At 67.5% G+C, this 14,006-nt stretch carries 15 protein-coding genes; 5 read left to right on the forward strand and 10 right to left on the reverse strand.

The window, feature by feature from the left end:
- Window positions 1-13 precede the first annotated feature (13 nt).
- The 4 genes from ACWDSI_RS14485 to ACWDSI_RS14500 all read right to left on the reverse strand — a co-directional run bounded on the left by ACWDSI_RS14485 (window position 14) and on the right by ACWDSI_RS14500 (window position 3,345).
- Window positions 14-1,366: a VOC family protein gene (locus tag ACWDSI_RS14485; RefSeq protein WP_449756944.1), complete on the reverse strand. Its 1,353-nt coding sequence runs from the start codon at window positions 1,364-1,366 to the stop codon at window positions 14-16.
- Window positions 1,363-1,884, reverse strand: coding sequence for an RNA polymerase sigma factor (locus ACWDSI_RS14490; protein WP_449745865.1), 522 nt, complete (start codon window positions 1,882-1,884; stop codon window positions 1,363-1,365). The genes ACWDSI_RS14485 and ACWDSI_RS14490 overlap by 4 nt, the downstream gene beginning before the upstream one ends.
- Window positions 1,885-1,981: 97 nt before the next feature.
- The gene (locus tag ACWDSI_RS14495) at window positions 1,982-2,569 is read right to left on the reverse strand and encodes an LppP/LprE family lipoprotein (RefSeq protein WP_449756945.1); all 588 of its coding nucleotides are present in this window, start codon (window positions 2,567-2,569) and stop codon (window positions 1,982-1,984) included.
- Between the two features lie 125 nt (window positions 2,570-2,694).
- Window positions 2,695-3,345, reverse strand: a complete 651-nt coding sequence (locus ACWDSI_RS14500; protein WP_449756946.1) for a TetR/AcrR family transcriptional regulator — start codon at window positions 3,343-3,345, stop codon at window positions 2,695-2,697.
- A 73-nt stretch (window positions 3,346-3,418) separates the two neighbouring features.
- On the opposite strand from ACWDSI_RS14500, the gene ACWDSI_RS14505 reads away from it, so the two are divergent.
- From ACWDSI_RS14505 to ACWDSI_RS14515, 3 genes are all read left to right on the forward strand, one after another.
- A complete protein-coding gene (locus ACWDSI_RS14505; protein ID WP_449745862.1) occupies window positions 3,419-3,934 on the forward strand; it encodes an ester cyclase in 516 nt (171 codons plus the stop codon).
- 30 nt (window positions 3,935-3,964) lie between these two features.
- Window positions 3,965-4,756 (forward strand): VOC family protein, encoded by a 792-nt coding sequence (locus tag ACWDSI_RS14510; RefSeq protein WP_449756947.1) that lies wholly within the window; start codon window positions 3,965-3,967, stop codon window positions 4,754-4,756.
- A 258-nt stretch (window positions 4,757-5,014) separates the two neighbouring features.
- Window positions 5,015-7,555 carry an ATP-dependent Clp protease ATP-binding subunit gene (locus ACWDSI_RS14515; protein ID WP_449756948.1) on the forward strand — a complete coding sequence of 847 codons (2,541 nt, stop codon included), beginning with the start codon at window positions 5,015-5,017 and terminating at the stop codon, window positions 7,553-7,555.
- Window position 7,556: 1 nt separating this feature from the next.
- Here the strand turns inward: ACWDSI_RS14515 and ACWDSI_RS14520 are convergent, their stop codons facing one another.
- From ACWDSI_RS14520 to ACWDSI_RS14545, 6 genes are all read right to left on the reverse strand, one after another.
- Window positions 7,557-7,697 (reverse strand): hypothetical protein, encoded by a 141-nt coding sequence (locus tag ACWDSI_RS14520; protein ID WP_449756949.1) that lies wholly within the window; start codon window positions 7,695-7,697, stop codon window positions 7,557-7,559.
- Window positions 7,698-7,736: 39 nt separating this feature from the next.
- On the reverse strand, window positions 7,737-8,654 hold the full coding sequence (locus ACWDSI_RS14525; RefSeq protein WP_449745858.1) for an SGNH/GDSL hydrolase family protein: 918 nt from the start codon (window positions 8,652-8,654) through the stop codon (window positions 7,737-7,739).
- A gap of 49 nt (window positions 8,655-8,703) precedes the next feature.
- Window positions 8,704-8,895, reverse strand: coding sequence for a hypothetical protein (locus ACWDSI_RS14530; RefSeq protein ID WP_449757003.1), 192 nt, complete (start codon window positions 8,893-8,895; stop codon window positions 8,704-8,706).
- Complete coding sequence (locus ACWDSI_RS14535) at window positions 8,876-10,210, reverse strand: acyltransferase (RefSeq protein WP_449756950.1); 1,335 nt, start codon at window positions 10,208-10,210, stop codon at window positions 8,876-8,878. Before ACWDSI_RS14535 ends, ACWDSI_RS14530 begins: the two co-directional genes overlap by 20 nt.
- Window positions 10,211-10,376: 166 nt before the next feature.
- On the reverse strand, window positions 10,377-11,642 hold the full coding sequence (locus ACWDSI_RS14540) for an MFS transporter (RefSeq protein ID WP_449756951.1): 1,266 nt from the start codon (window positions 11,640-11,642) through the stop codon (window positions 10,377-10,379).
- Between the two features lie 52 nt (window positions 11,643-11,694).
- Entirely contained in the window at window positions 11,695-12,273 is a 579-nt protein-coding gene (locus ACWDSI_RS14545) for a TIGR03086 family metal-binding protein (RefSeq protein ID WP_449756952.1), read from the reverse strand.
- A 94-nt stretch (window positions 12,274-12,367) separates the two neighbouring features.
- Here ACWDSI_RS14545 and ACWDSI_RS14550 point away from each other — a divergent pair, with 94 nt between their 5' ends.
- Both ACWDSI_RS14550 and ACWDSI_RS14555 read left to right on the forward strand, forming a co-directional pair.
- A complete protein-coding gene (locus ACWDSI_RS14550) occupies window positions 12,368-13,327 on the forward strand; it encodes a helix-turn-helix transcriptional regulator (RefSeq protein WP_449745854.1) in 960 nt (319 codons plus the stop codon).
- 15 nt (window positions 13,328-13,342) lie between these two features.
- Window positions 13,343-14,005, forward strand: coding sequence for a GntR family transcriptional regulator (locus tag ACWDSI_RS14555; protein WP_449745853.1), 663 nt, complete (start codon window positions 13,343-13,345; stop codon window positions 14,003-14,005).
- Window position 14,006: the final 1 nt, after the last annotated feature.

The raw sequence follows: 14,006 nt of genomic DNA on the forward strand, positions 1-14,006 counted from the left end.
TTCCGGTCTGTGGTCAGAAGAGCTGACCGAGATAGAACCGCGCCCCCTGATCGTCGGCGCACAACGCCACCCGACCGTAGGCCTGCCGCGCGGGCTCGTCGACGATCTGCCCGCCCGCCTCGCGGACCCGGAGCACGGCGGCATCGATGTCGGCGACGTTCCACATCGGGATCGACACGGACTCGTCGGCACCGCCGGCGACTCCCACCTGCGGCCGCACGTCGTCGACCTCCCACCCGTCGTCGATGCGTCCGGCGTGGAACGTCCAGCCGAGCGCGGCGTGGTGGAAGTCCCGGAACCGCTCGCTGTCGGGCGTGTGGATGGTGAGGTACGACATCTCGCCGACACCGCGCGGGTGCTGATCGGGGCGTGCCGTGCCCGGTGCGGGTACGTGGACCGAGAAGGCGACCCCCTGGTCGTCGACGGCATCGATCACCTGTGTGCCGTCGCTCGACACGTCGGAGACCTCGCCCGCCCGGCCGCCCGCGGCGATGATCGCCGCGCTTGCCGCGTCGAGATCATCGACGGCGTACACGCAGTACAGGGTGTTCGTCCCGTAGCCGGGGGCATCCGAAATACCCAGTCGGTGAGCGAGATTGGTCACCTGCCTGCTCGCGGCGTCGTACTCCCAGCCGAGTACCGACCCGTAGAAGCGGGCGGCGCGCACCGCATCCGGCGTCTGCAGCGACATGTAGACGATGTCGCCGCGGCGGATCGGGTCGGCTGTCGGCTCACCACTCGCGGCGGTGACGACCGGTCCGGTGAGCATCCAGCGGTGACCGAACGGGTCGATGATCGTCGCCGTCCTGGTGCCGTGCGCCTCGTAGGGTTCGCGGGTGACCGCCGCCCCCGCCCGTTCGGCCCGGCGCAGCGCAGCATCGGTGTCGTCCACCGGCAGCATCAGGCTCACCGAGACGTGCCCGGGTTCTGGTGCACGCAAACCCATGTCGGGGAATTCCGTGGCGAGATAGATCACCCCGCCGCCGATCTCGAGTTCGGCATGACCGATCCGGTTGTCGTCCATCATGATCGGCTCACCGCGCAGTCGGGCGCCGAGATTGCTCACGTACCAGTCGATCGCCGCGCGGGCGTCGCCGACGGTGAGGTAGGGCAGGGCGCCGGGACGTTCGACCAGCGGTGTGTCGGGCTCGTCGAAAGTGGTGACAGCCGTGTCGGTCTCGACGATGGTGGTGTTGGACATGATGACTCCCTCGGGTAGGGTGGCGCCGCGTGTCAGCCGGTCACGCAGCCGGGCGGCGAAGTCGGGGTCGGGCGCGACCGGGGTGTCCCACCCGGGTGCCACGGAGGCGCTCAGGGCGACGAAAGGATCTGGTGCCGAACCGAATTCGGTGCTGTCGTGGCTCATCCGCGTTCTCCTTCCCGGATGATCGGCGATTCACTCGGATAAGCTTCGCGGAATGCGTGCTTGGCCCGGGTGAGCAACGCCTCGGTGGCGCCGACGGTCCGTTGGAGAATGGCCGCGCACTCGGCCACCGGTAGATCGTCGACGTAGCGCAGCGTCAGGGCCGCGCGGTTGACCGGTGAGAGCCGGGCAAGCGTGGCGTGAGCGACCATTCGGTCGAGGTGTGCATCCCAGTCGTCGAGTGCGGATTCGGGCGGGTCGCCCACGGGTTCGGGGGTGCGCTGGGCGCGGCGCCAGTGGTCGGCGAGCTTGTGGCGTGCCACCCCGATGAGCCACGGCGTCGTGGGAGCGGTGTCGGCGTTGCGGCGCAGGGTGTCCATCGCCGCGAGGAATGTCTCCGAGGTGACGTCCTCGGCCACGCGGCGATCCGTGCACCGCCGGAACACGTAGCCGTAGACGGCAGGCAGTGCCTCGTCGTAGACCTCGAGAAGGGCCTCGGGGCCGTGGGAGTGGACGCTCACATACTCATCATCGTCGCGGCGGGCGGGAATCCGACGCTTCGGCGCCGGATTCCCGCCCGCATTGTCCGAACCCGTTCTCTCGTGGGTGCCGAAACGCTCAGCTGTGCGGGGGGAACGTGCCGATCCGGAAGATCCGGCCGGCGAACCCGAACGCGGTCACCTCGGTGGGCCCGCCGCTCGCGCAGCACAGCGGATCACGGTCGAGCAGCCAGCGGTAGCGGACGGTGACCGAGTACTTCGTCGAGCGTGCGATGAAGGTGAACGGGTATGGCTTGGGGTCGACCGTGCCCAGGAACCGGCCGTGTTGGAACAGCAACACCCGCGATTCGTAGGTGCCGTCGCCGATCCCGTTCCCGTTGACCAGCATCCAGTCCAGAAAGCAGCCACCGGACACGGGATTGGTGCTGGCCCGGTACGGCGACCAGGTGCCGCCGTTGGAATCGCGGCCGATCTTGGTGAGCGAGGTTCGGGCGAGCGGCGAGTTCACGTCGAAACACAGCCCATGGCCGCTGCCGTACGGAGCGGCCGAGGCGGTTCCGCTCCCCAGCGCCGTCGCGCCGAGGCTGCCCGCGACGAGGCCGACGAGGGTGAGCATGAGCACGCACAGGCGCCGGAAGCCGAGCGAACGGACACGGCGGGTGCGGATGGGGATACCGGAGGAGAACCGGGTGGTGGGAGGGTGCATGGTCGTGCCTTCCGATCGGGGAGCCGGTGGACGCCGGCCGCAGACCGCGTGGCGGGCCCGCTGCTGGTGTGATCGGAGGTCGGCCAGGGCCCTGTTAGCGGTTCGGGGCGCTGGTCATTCGCGTGTCATACGACCTCGGCGTGGATGGCGCGAATGAGCCACTCGCGATAGTCGTCGTCCGACCAGCCGCGTTGACCGACGAGCATGTCGTAGATCTCCGGGGAGATGAGCGCCCACAAGGCATCCCGCAGGCGTTCGACGGTGACCGCGGCACGCGCCGGACCCGTCGACAGCAGTGTGGTCGCCAGGGCGGTCATCCCCGCGAGGCGCTGACGTAACAGGTCGTCGTACAGATCGGCGAGGGCGGGGTCGCGGGCAACGCCGTCGCGGATGGCGAGCATCAGCCGCGACGAGCGGGCGGCACGACCGGTCGCCAGCCGGGCGTACATGCGGATCTTCTCGTCCAGGTCGGGCTCCTCGTCGATGGCGCCCGACTCGGGGCGATCGGCCATCGGTACGGGGACGTCGTCGCCGGCGATCGCCTGATCGAAGGCCTCTTTGATCAGACCGGCCTTCCCGCCGAAGTTCTTGTAGATGGTCTCCGGGGAGACGTCGGCGGCGCGGGCGATGTCGGCGACGGTGGCGGTGTACCCGTCTCGTTCGACAACCGAGGTCGCAGCGGACACGATGCGACGCCGGGTGGCCCGGGCGTTCTCGCGTCGGGCGGAGTTGTCGTAGCCGCGCGTGCGGGCACCGCGCTCATTGACTCCAGGCACTCTGTAATGAATACTCTATTTCTAATACAGACCGTCTGTATCCAAATGACACGCCCGACCCGAGGATGCGACCATGAACACCTCCGAAGCGACCGACGTCGCGCTGCGCTCTCTCGTCGACATCGGTGCGGGCACCCGCGAATCGTTCGACGCGCACATCCATCCCGACGCGACCAATCGGGAGGCCCACCAGGAGCCGCCGGAGTGTCGCGGTCGCGGTCCGGAAGCGTTCTGGGCCACCGCGCTCTGGCTGCGCGCAGCGTTTCCCGACGTCACACACGAGGCGCATGAGGTGGTGGCCCATGACGACCTGGTGGTGGTGCACGCGACCATGTCGGGCACACACCGGGGTCCCTTCGTGGTGTACGACGACGCCGGCAACGTCGAACGGGCCTTCGCGCCGACCGGCCGGACATTCACCGTCACCCAGACGCACTGGTTCCGCATCAGAGACGGCCTGTGCGTGGAGCACTGGGCCAATCGCGACGATCAGGGCATGGCCGGCCAACTCGGCTGGATTCCGCCGAGTCCCGCCTACCTGCTGCGTTGTGCGCTGGCCACGCGGAGAGCTCGCGCGACGGCGCGATGAGATTCGGGGAGCCGGCAAGTCTGTATCCGCATGGCTACCGCAACGATTTCCTCCATGCTCCTGTCCTCGGACGATCCGAAGCGCCTCGCCCAGTGGTACGCGCGGGCGTTCGAGGCCGAGCTCATGAGCGTGCCAGGCGCACCCGACGGTGAGGGCTACACCATCGTCGACCTCGACGGCTTCGCTCTGATGCTGGACACACGTGCCGACGTCTCGGGCGCGAAACCGCAGGGAGCCCGCGCGATCCTGAATGTCGAGGTCGATGATCCCGTCGCCACCGCGGGCCGGCTCGACGCGCTCGGCGCGGAGTGGGTCAGCCCACTCGAGGATCGCGACGGCAACCACTTCGGTACCGTCGCCGATCCCGACGGCAACTGGGTGCAGATCCTGCGCCTGAGCGACGCGCACGAGGCTCAGATGAGCGCGCCGACGTCGGCGTTCTCGGGCTTTGCCGTACGTGACCTCGAGGCCACCGAGGCGTTCTATCGCGACGTGCTGGGCATGCGGGTGCTGCGTTTCCCGATGGGCGCAGACGCCGAGGGAGCGGGCGCGTACCTCCTGGGAATCCGGATCAACCGGGGCACCACGGTGCTCGCCTATCCGAAGCCCGATCACCAGCCGGCGTCGTTCACGGTGCTCAACATCCCGGTTCCGGACCTGGTGGCACGGGTCGACGAGCTCGCCGCGCGTGAGGTCGACTTTCTCCGCTACGACGGATTCGACCAGGACGAACGCGCGATCGCCCACGGACACGGCCGCGGTCCCGACATCGCCTGGTTCGCCGACCCCTCCGGCAACGTGATCGCACTCCAACAGCGCTGAAGGTCTGTCGTTTCGCTCTCGGCGTAGCGCAGTGCCCCTTAACGCGGAACATGGCCCTGTGCTGGGCGGTTGTACCCCGCAGACCCCGGTGAGACGGAAATCCGATCAGAACCGACCGGGCGTTAACTGCAGGTGCACACCACGCGACCACTAGAGTGGAGCACACGCTGGTCGTCGTCTATCCGACACCACCGCAGTTGTCGCCACCTGACGGTTTTCTCAACGACGGCCGGGGCGCTACCAATGTGAGGGAGAACAATGTTCGAACGGTTCACCGACCGCGCACGCCGGGTTGTGGTCCTCGCCCAGGAAGAGGCGCGGATGCTCAACCACAACTACATCGGGACCGAGCACATCCTGCTGGGTCTGATCCACGAGGGCGAGGGCGTGGCCGCCAAGGCGCTCGAGTCGCTGGGTATCTCCCTGGAAGGTGTCCGCAGCCAGGTCGAGGAGATCATCGGCCAGGGGCAGCAGGCACCGTCGGGGCACATTCCCTTCACTCCGCGCGCCAAGAAGGTCCTCGAGCTGTCGCTGCGTGAGGCGCTGCAGCTCGGACACAACTACATCGGCACCGAGCACATCCTGCTCGGCCTCATCCGTGAGGGTGAGGGTGTGGCCGCTCAGGTGCTGGTCAAGCTGGGCGCCGACCTCAACCGGGTCCGCCAGCAGGTCATCCAGCTCCTGTCCGGCTACCAGGGCAAGGAGCCGCAGGAGGCGGGCACCGGCGGCCGGACCAGTGAGTCGGGCACCCCGTCGACCTCGCTCGTGCTCGACCAGTTCGGCAGAAATCTGACCGCTGCCGCGGCCGAGGGCAAACTCGATCCGGTCATCGGACGCGAGAAAGAGATCGAGCGGGTCATGCAGGTGCTCTCGCGCCGCACCAAGAACAACCCGGTGCTGATCGGCGAGCCCGGCGTCGGCAAGACCGCCGTCGTGGAGGGTCTCGCGCAGGCCATCGTGAACGGTGCGGTGCCCGAGACCCTCAAGGACAAGCAGCTCTACACCCTCGACCTCGGTTCGCTGGTCGCCGGCAGCCGCTACCGCGGTGACTTCGAGGAGCGGCTCAAGAAGGTCCTCAAGGAGATCAACACCCGCGGCGACATCATCCTGTTCATCGACGAGCTGCACACGCTCGTCGGCGCGGGTGCCGCCGAGGGTGCGATCGACGCCGCCAGCATCCTGAAGCCGAAGCTGGCCCGCGGTGAGCTGCAGACCATCGGTGCCACCACGCTCGACGAGTACCGCAAGTACATCGAGAAGGACGCCGCCCTCGAGCGTCGTTTCCAGCCCGTCCAGGTGGGCGAGCCGTCGGTGGAGCACACCATCGAGATCCTCAAGGGCCTGCGCGACCGCTACGAAACACACCATCGGGTGTCGATCACCGATGGCGCGCTGGTCGCCGCCGCCACCCTGGCCGACCGGTACATCAACGACCGCTTCCTGCCGGACAAGGCGATCGACCTCATCGATGAGGCGGGCGCGCGCATGCGCATCCGCCGGATGACCGCGCCGCCAGACCTGCGTGAGTTCGACGAGCGGATCGCCGAGGCCCGCAAGGAGAAGGAAAGCGCGATCGACGCACAGGACTTCGAGAAGGCCGCGAGCCTGCGCGACAAGGAGAAGCAACTCGTCAACGAGCGTGCCGAGCGCGAGAAGCAGTGGCGCAACGGCGACATGGACGTCGTGGCCGAGGTCGACGACGAACAGATCGCCGAGGTGCTGGGCAACTGGACCGGTATCCCCGTGTTCAAGCTCACCGAGGAGGAGACCACCCGTCTGCTCCGCATGGAGGAGGAGCTGCACAAGCGGATCATCGGCCAGGAGGATGCGGTCAAGGCCGTGTCGAAGGCCATTCGCCGTACGCGTGCGGGTCTGAAGGACCCCAAGCGTCCGTCCGGCTCGTTCATCTTCGCCGGCCCGTCGGGTGTCGGAAAGACCGAGTTGTCCAAGGCGCTGGCCAACTTCCTCTTCGGTGAGGACGATGCGCTCATCCAGATCGACATGGGTGAATTCCACGACCGGTTCACCGCGTCGCGTCTGTTCGGTGCGCCTCCCGGCTACGTCGGGTACGAAGAGGGTGGCCAGCTCACCGAGAAGGTGCGCCGCAAGCCGTTCTCGGTGGTGCTGTTCGACGAGATCGAGAAGGCACACTCGGAGATCTACAACACGCTGTTGCAGGTGCTCGAGGACGGCCGCCTCACCGACGGTCAGGGCCGCACGGTCGACTTCAAGAACACCGTGCTGATCTTCACCTCGAACCTCGGTACCTCCGACATCTCCAAGGCCGTGGGTCTGGGCTTCACCAAGGGCGACGATTCGACGTCGAATTACGAGCGGATGAAGCTCAAGGTCAACGACGAGCTCAAGAAGCACTTCCGTCCTGAGTTCCTCAACCGTATCGACGACGTGATCGTCTTCCACCAGCTGACTCAGGAGGAGATCATCCAGATGGTCGACCTCATGATCAACCGGGTCGAGACGCAGTTGAAGAACAAGGACATGGCGCTCGAGCTCACCGACAGGGCCAAGTCGCTGCTGGCCAAGCGCGGTTTCGACCCGGTGCTCGGTGCTCGGCCGCTGCGTCGCACCATCCAGCGTGAGATCGAGGATCAGCTCTCGGAGAAGATCCTCTTCAACGAGCTGACCCCGGGTCAGATCGTGTTGGTGGACGTGGAGAACTGGGACGGCGAGGGCGACGGGGACGGTGCCAAGTTCACCTTCACCGGCTCCGAGAAGCCCCGCGAGCTGCCCGACGCTCCGGCCGAGCTGACCAGGCCGGCGACACCCAGGGCGACGTGAGCTAGCCCGGTCGATTCAGCGCGCGAGCGGCCGCCGTCGTGTGCGCGTTGAGCGTGCCCATTTCCGCGTTGAGCGTGCCCATTTCCGCGTTGAGCGTGCCCGCTTCCGCGTTGAGCGTGCCCGCGGGCGGTGGTTTCGACAAGCTCAACCAGCGGGGAAGCTCAACCGGCGGGCGGGATGCTCAGCTCCGCGGTCCGCCGAGGGCGTCGACCACCAGGTCGGCGACGCCGGTCTTGCCGGCTTCGTCGGGGTGATACGGGATCGGCGGGGCAAACCCACGCAGCCATGGTTGCGCCGAGCAGACGGTGTGCGCGGCTCCCGCACGTGACGCCTTCACCAGGGTCGCTCCGGTCTCCTGCGCCGCGCGAGCCGTCGCCGCGGCGAGTGCATCGAAGATCCGTACGGTTTCCGCGATCTGATCGGGGTTCAGCGGCAGCAGTGCGCAGGGCAAACCCCCAGCCACTACCGCGGGCGGATAGTCGACGAGGACCACCTCGGCTCGCGGCGCGCGCTGCCGCACCACGTGAATGGTGTCGACGATCTCGCGTTGCACGGCGGCGTAGCGAGCCGGGCCGGGTTCTGGCGCTGGCTCCCGGCCGAAGGCACATCCGCGCGGTGCTGTCCCCGGAATGATGCCGTCAAGGACGGTCTGGCAGCTCATCGTGATCAGTCGTGCGATGTAGCCGATGTCGTTGCCGCCGGTGGTGATGGTGACCAGCGCGGTATCGCGCGTCACGGCGTCGATCTGCGGGCTCGGCATGAACTTCTGTGGGACCGAAACGATGTTCGCAGTCGTCGCACCAGAACATGTGGCGTCCACCAACTGCATGTGGCGTGCGCGCGCGACCTGGTGCGGATAGTTGTCGGCGGTACGCAGGCATCCGCCCTCCGGGCCCGGGGACGCGTCGGGACCCGAGGCATAGGAGCTACCCAGGGCGACATACTTCGCCGGCGTCTCCGCGGCAGCCCGGACGGCCGGCTTCATCGTCGGTCCGGGCGTTCCGCCCCCACTGCCGGGCAGCACGACGGCCGCGGCCGCGACGAGAGCAGCGACCGCAATGAGACCGCGGTGCAGATGGCGACGGGACACGACAGACATTTTCACATACATCGTGCTCGCGTCGTCGGCGACACCGCTGTCGAGTGATCTACACAGACGACGAGGTCACCCGGTGGGCACGCTCGACCCGGATCCGGGCACGCTCGACGCGAATCCGGGCACGCTCGACGGGGATCCGGGCACGCTCGACGGGGATCCGGGCACGCTCGACGCGGATGTGGGCACGCTCGACGCGGATGTGGGCACGCTCGACGGGAATCTCAGACGGCTTGCTCGACATATTCGTGGTCGCGGTGCCGGTACTGATGCCACGCGACGATCAGCGCCGAGACCGCCAGCAGCGCTCCGGTGACGGCGAGCAGATTCCCCACCCACAGGCCGAAGACGCCGCGCAGCAGCGCGCCCACCGCGATCGACGCGACCGCGACGAGCAGCGAGCGCAGCGCATTCTGCGAGCGCCAGTCGATGCGGCTGCGACCGGTGGTGATCAGACTGATCGGGCTGCGGCGAAGCACCTCCACCACGAACACGGTGAGGGCGACCGTCGCGGTGTAGGCCAGCAGCACCCGCGGAAAACCCGGCCACGACGTGATGTTGATGGCGGGGTAGAGAGCACTCAGCGCCAGGGGATGGGCCAGATAGATCCCGAACGACCGGTCCGACGCGGTGCGCAACACGGCGTCGGGTATCGAGCCCGGCGTGCGGCGCTGCTGCCAGATGGTGCCGAGGCAGTAGAGGATCACGATGATGGCCATGAATGCGAACACGTTGTGCGGCAGGAACACGTTGGTGGCCCGTCCCACCGAGGTGCCGTTCGAGGTCAGGTAGAGGTAGTAGATCAGTGTGCCCACCACGGTCGCCGCGCACAGGGTCAGCAGCTGCCACCGCCACCGGATCACGAACGCCTGAAACGCCTCGTAATGCATGGCGGCCACACAGCCCGCGAGAATGAAGAACTGATACGGGAAGATCGTGATCACCAGGTGGGTCCACAGCACATGTGCGGGACCGTCGGCGAAGATTCTGGGTACCGGGCGCACCATGAAGTACATCAGCGCCACCTGGATCGCGAAACTCACCGCCAACTGGTAGCGATGAAAACCCCACGTACGCTTGAGGATCACCAGGATCAGCGGGAACACAGCGTAGATCTGCATGCTCACCGACAAGAAGTACAGATGATACATCGCGTTGCCGGTCACCAGATCGTAGGCAATGCTCTTGGCTGCGGTGATCATCGACTGTTGGTCGGCCACAACGCCTTTGAGTGTGGCGATTCCGTCGATGCGGTACCGCCCGTAGGTCCAGTAGAACAGCGTCCACGTGACGAACGGCAGCCCGATGAGTTTGAAACGCCGCCGCCAGAACGGGATCGGATCGAGCGAACGATTGCGGTACTGGTAGGTGAGGACGAAGCCGGTCAGGGCAAAGAAGCCGTAGCGGGTGTATCGGAGGAACACCTCCACCGCACCGGCGGCGACGCTGGTGGCGGCGGTCGTGATGATCATGACGTGATCGAGGATCACGCCGCCGAAGGTGACCAGCCGTACGAGATCGATCTGGTACAGGTGCTTGTCGCGCCGGGTCGCGGTCACCGGTTGCGGACTCTCCGCACGAATGTCGTGTTTATCCGTTTCGCGGGGTTCCTCGGGTTCCGGGGCGCGATCCGTGGTCGTGCTAACGATCGCTCACCCTCCGTTTCCGCGGAATTCACAAGCCGGACGTCAGGCACGCTACACCGTGTTTTGTGCCGCGGACTTCTCAGGTCGCTGTGCGCGATCGTCTCCACCACACGGTCGCGCCGAGCCCGGCAGCGATGAAACATGACGCGGCGCCCACGGCCAGCCCGGCCCGGGCACCGGCGACCTCGATGATCCACCCGATCAGTGGCCCGCCGATCGGGGTGGAACCCATGAACGCCACCGACCACAGCGACATCACCCGACCGCGCATCCGCGGTTCGGAGTTCAGCTGGAGCGTGGCATTGCCCGTGGACATGAAGGACACGCTCAGCCAGCCGACGAAGAACAGGGCGGCGATCGCCATCCACAGTGTCGGCGCTGCCGCGGTCAGTGCGATGGTGACGCCGAATCCGGTGGAGGCGATCACCAGGGTTCGCAGACCGGTGGTGCCGCGCGCCGCGACGATCAAACCGCCCACCACCGCCCCGACGCCCATCGACGAGGTCATGAAACCGAACGCTTGCGGGCCACCGTCGAAGACGTCCCTGGCCGCCGCGGGCAGCGACACCTGGAACTCGTAGGCGAGGGTGCCGACGAGACCCATCATCAGTAGCGGCACCCAGAGGACCGGTTTGTCGGCGACGTAACGCAATCCCTCGCGCAGTTGGCCCTTGGCCCGCGCGACGGGCTGCTCCTCGGTGATCTCGGCGGTCCGCATCATCGCCAGAGAGGCCACCACCGCGACGAAGCTGGCCGCGTTGATCGCAAAACACCACCCGGCGCCCGCCGCCGCGAGCAGCACGCCGGCCACCGCGGGCCCGACGGACCGGGCCGCGTTGACCATCACCGAGTTCAGGGTGACCGCATTGCGGATCAGGTCGGTGCCGACGATCTGGTGGATGAAGGCCTGACGAGCCGGATTCTCGAAGGCGTTGTTGAGGCCGAGGAGCAGCGCGAGTACGGCAATCTGCCACACCCGTACCCACCCGCCGAAGGTGAGCACGGCCAGCACAGCCGCCAGCACCCCCATCACCGACTGCAAGGCGATCATGAGCGTCCGACGATCCACCCGGTCGGCCACCACCCCCGCGTAGGGCCCGATCACGAGGATCGGCACCGCCTGTAGGGCGACGATCACGCCGAGGGTCGACGTCGAGCCGCTCAGTGTCAGCACCAGCCACGCCTGCGCGGTGGCCTGCATCCAGGTGCCGATGAGCGATACGGCCTGGCCGGTGAAATAGAGGCGGTAGTTGTATACCGACAGCGACGCGAACGCGCCCGACGCCGACGGCGCATCCGCGACCACACCGCGCGAGGGCTCGGTGCGCATGCGGTCGTCGGTCATCAGACCCAGCGTAGGCCCCGAGTCTGTGGGTCCACTCCGATGCTGGAGGCGGCTACCGCCAGGCCGCCGAGCGTCCGGACCAGTTCGCCAGACGCTCGGTGGGTCCCGCGTCGGGTCGAGGCTCGACGACGGGCGCGAACGGCACACCGGGATCATCGCGGATCTCCGCCGGAATGAACCGTTGGGCCACCGCGAGTGTGACGCCTGCCGCCTCCGGATCACCTTCGGCGGGTTGTCCGGTGGCCTCGGCGAGATCCCAGGCGTGCACGAGGGTCTCGTTGACGTAGCCCCACAGCGCGCCCGCGCCGGGCACCTGACCCCAGGGCACGGTGACCATGGCCGACAGCTTCGCGTCGTCGCTCCACAGGGCGATGGCCTCGGCCACTGCCTTCGCATACGACACGGCATCGTGGCGGTCGGCGATCGACGGCACGCTGGTGACGTCGATACCCGCGCCGAGTGCCACGGCCCGGCGCGCGGTACCGACGATGTGTGCCGACAGGGTCTGAACGTCGAAATCGGTGCAGGGCGTGGGGTTGCCGAGCTGATCGTCATCGACGCTGGCGAGCAGGTCGGCCATCCAGGAGGTGGCCGTCTTGTAGAACGGTCGGGGATCGGCGGGCTGAGTCATGGTGAGCCTTTCGGACGGGTCGGAGCGCGTGCAGAACCCAGTGAATCGCTGATACATGACACCTTCTGTCATGTATTCGTGGAGAATTTCCGACATGCGGGCCGAACGCCTCCTGAACCTGATCATGCTGCTGAAGACGCATGGGCGGATGACGGTGGCGCGAATCGCCGCCGAACTCGACGTCTCCGAGCGGACGGTGTTGCGCGACATCGACGCACTGTCGCTGTCGGGGGTGCCCGTGTACACCGAGCGTGGCCGCCACGGCGGCGTCGCGCTGGTCCCCGGCTACCGAACCGACCTCACCGGACTCACCCCGGATGAGGCGGCCGCGCTCCTCGCCGCGGGCGGGCGCCTCGAGTCGTCGGCGCTCTCGAGTGCGATGCGCAAGATCGCGGCCGCCCTGCCCGAGGCCTACCGCCCCGATGCGATGCGCGCGGCGCAGCGCGTGCTGGTGCGCCCCGAGGGATTCGTCCGCGCACCGGCGCCACTCGACGCGCTTGGTCCTCTGCAGCAGGCGGTGTTCGACGGCCGGCGGGTGCGGCTCGACTATCGACGCCCGGGTTCGGCATCGGCCGTCGAGCGCATCGTCGACCCGGTGGGTCTGATCGTCGCCGGCGACACCTGGTACCTCGTGGCGAATGTTGCTGGGGCAGAGCGCATGTACCGGGTGTCACGGATCAGCGACGTCACCGTTCTCGACGTCCCCGCCGAGCGAGCCGACGATGTCGACCTCGACGAGATCTGGCAACGTCGACGTGCCGAGTTCCGGGCCGGATTCGAGTCGCTGGATGTGGTGATCGACTGCGCACCAGGTGATGTGGCACGCTTCACCGATCTGGGAATCGCCGTGACCGGCGTCGCCGCCGGCGGCGAGCACGCCGCTCGAGTCGTCTTGCACTTCGGTGACCGTCGCCGCGCGGAACGAACGCTCTGGGCGGCACGGTTCGACATCGCGTTCCGCGTTGTCGAACCCGCCTGGATTCACGAATCACTTGCTGCGGCCGCACGTGCGGCCGTGGCGTCGCCAACTTTTGTGGACCCAACCGCTCAATAGACTATATTTCGTGCCATGAGCGAGGAGGCCCGACCGCGCCGCCGGCGTCGGCCGCGACTGTCCGACGAGGCGGCCGAGCATGTCCGCGAACTCATCGTCTCCGGCGGGCTCGCGCCGGGGGAGTTCATCCGGCCCGAGAGCATGGCCGCCGAACTCGACATCTCGGCCACCCCGATGCGTGAAGGACTGCTCTCGCTACAGAGCGAGGGGCTGCTGCGGGTGGAGCCGCGCCGCGGCTTCGTGGTGGCGCCGCTGAGCAGCACCGACGTCGAGGACGTGTTCACCGGACAGGCCCTGCTGGCCGGCGAACTCGCGGCGCGGGCGGCCACCCGGATCACCGGCGACGATCTCGACGAACTCGAACGCATCCAGTCCGATCTCGAGAAGTGTGCTCGCGCAAACGATTTCGATCAGGTGGAGCTCCTCAACCATCAGTTTCACCGGATCGTCTATCGCGCCGCCGACTCGCCCAAGCTGTCCTGGATGATCAAGGGGTCGCTCAACTATGCGCCGCGACGGTTCTTCGCGTCGGTCGAGGGCTGGCCGCAGGCATCGGCCGCCGACCACCGCGCGATCATCGACAGCCTGCGTGATCGCGACCCCGACGCCGCCCGCGCCGCGATGTCGGCGCACATCCGCAACGCCGGACATCTGCTTGCAGCCCACCGGAAGAGCTGAT

The sequence above is a fragment of the Gordonia sp. NPDC003429 genome, assembly GCF_053588575.1.

Bases quoted from the DNA above. Each gene is read 5' to 3' on its own strand.
- ACWDSI_RS14485 (WP_449756944.1), bottom strand. From the start codon at position 1,366: ATGAGCCACGACAGCACCGAATTCGGTTCGGCACCAGATCCTTTCGTC.
- ACWDSI_RS14495 (WP_449756945.1), bottom strand. From the start codon at position 2,569: ATGCACCCTCCCACCACCCGGTTCTCCTCCGGTATCCCCATCCGCACC.
- ACWDSI_RS14505 (WP_449745862.1), top strand. From the start codon at position 3,419: ATGAACACCTCCGAAGCGACCGACGTCGCGCTGCGCTCTCTCGTCGAC.
- ACWDSI_RS14510 (WP_449756947.1), top strand. From the start codon at position 3,965: ATGGCTACCGCAACGATTTCCTCCATGCTCCTGTCCTCGGACGATCCG.
- ACWDSI_RS14515 (WP_449756948.1), top strand. From the start codon at position 5,015: ATGTTCGAACGGTTCACCGACCGCGCACGCCGGGTTGTGGTCCTCGCC.
- ACWDSI_RS14525 (WP_449745858.1), bottom strand. From the start codon at position 8,654: ATGTCTGTCGTGTCCCGTCGCCATCTGCACCGCGGTCTCATTGCGGTC.
- ACWDSI_RS14530 (WP_449757003.1), bottom strand. From the start codon at position 8,895: ATGTCGAGCAAGCCGTCTGAGATTCCCGTCGAGCGTGCCCACATCCGC.
- ACWDSI_RS14540 (WP_449756951.1), bottom strand. From the start codon at position 11,642: ATGACCGACGACCGCATGCGCACCGAGCCCTCGCGCGGTGTGGTCGCG.
- ACWDSI_RS14545 (WP_449756952.1), bottom strand. From the start codon at position 12,273: ATGACTCAGCCCGCCGATCCCCGACCGTTCTACAAGACGGCCACCTCC.
- ACWDSI_RS14550 (WP_449745854.1), top strand. From the start codon at position 12,368: ATGCGGGCCGAACGCCTCCTGAACCTGATCATGCTGCTGAAGACGCAT.
- ACWDSI_RS14555 (WP_449745853.1), top strand. From the start codon at position 13,343: ATGAGCGAGGAGGCCCGACCGCGCCGCCGGCGTCGGCCGCGACTGTCC.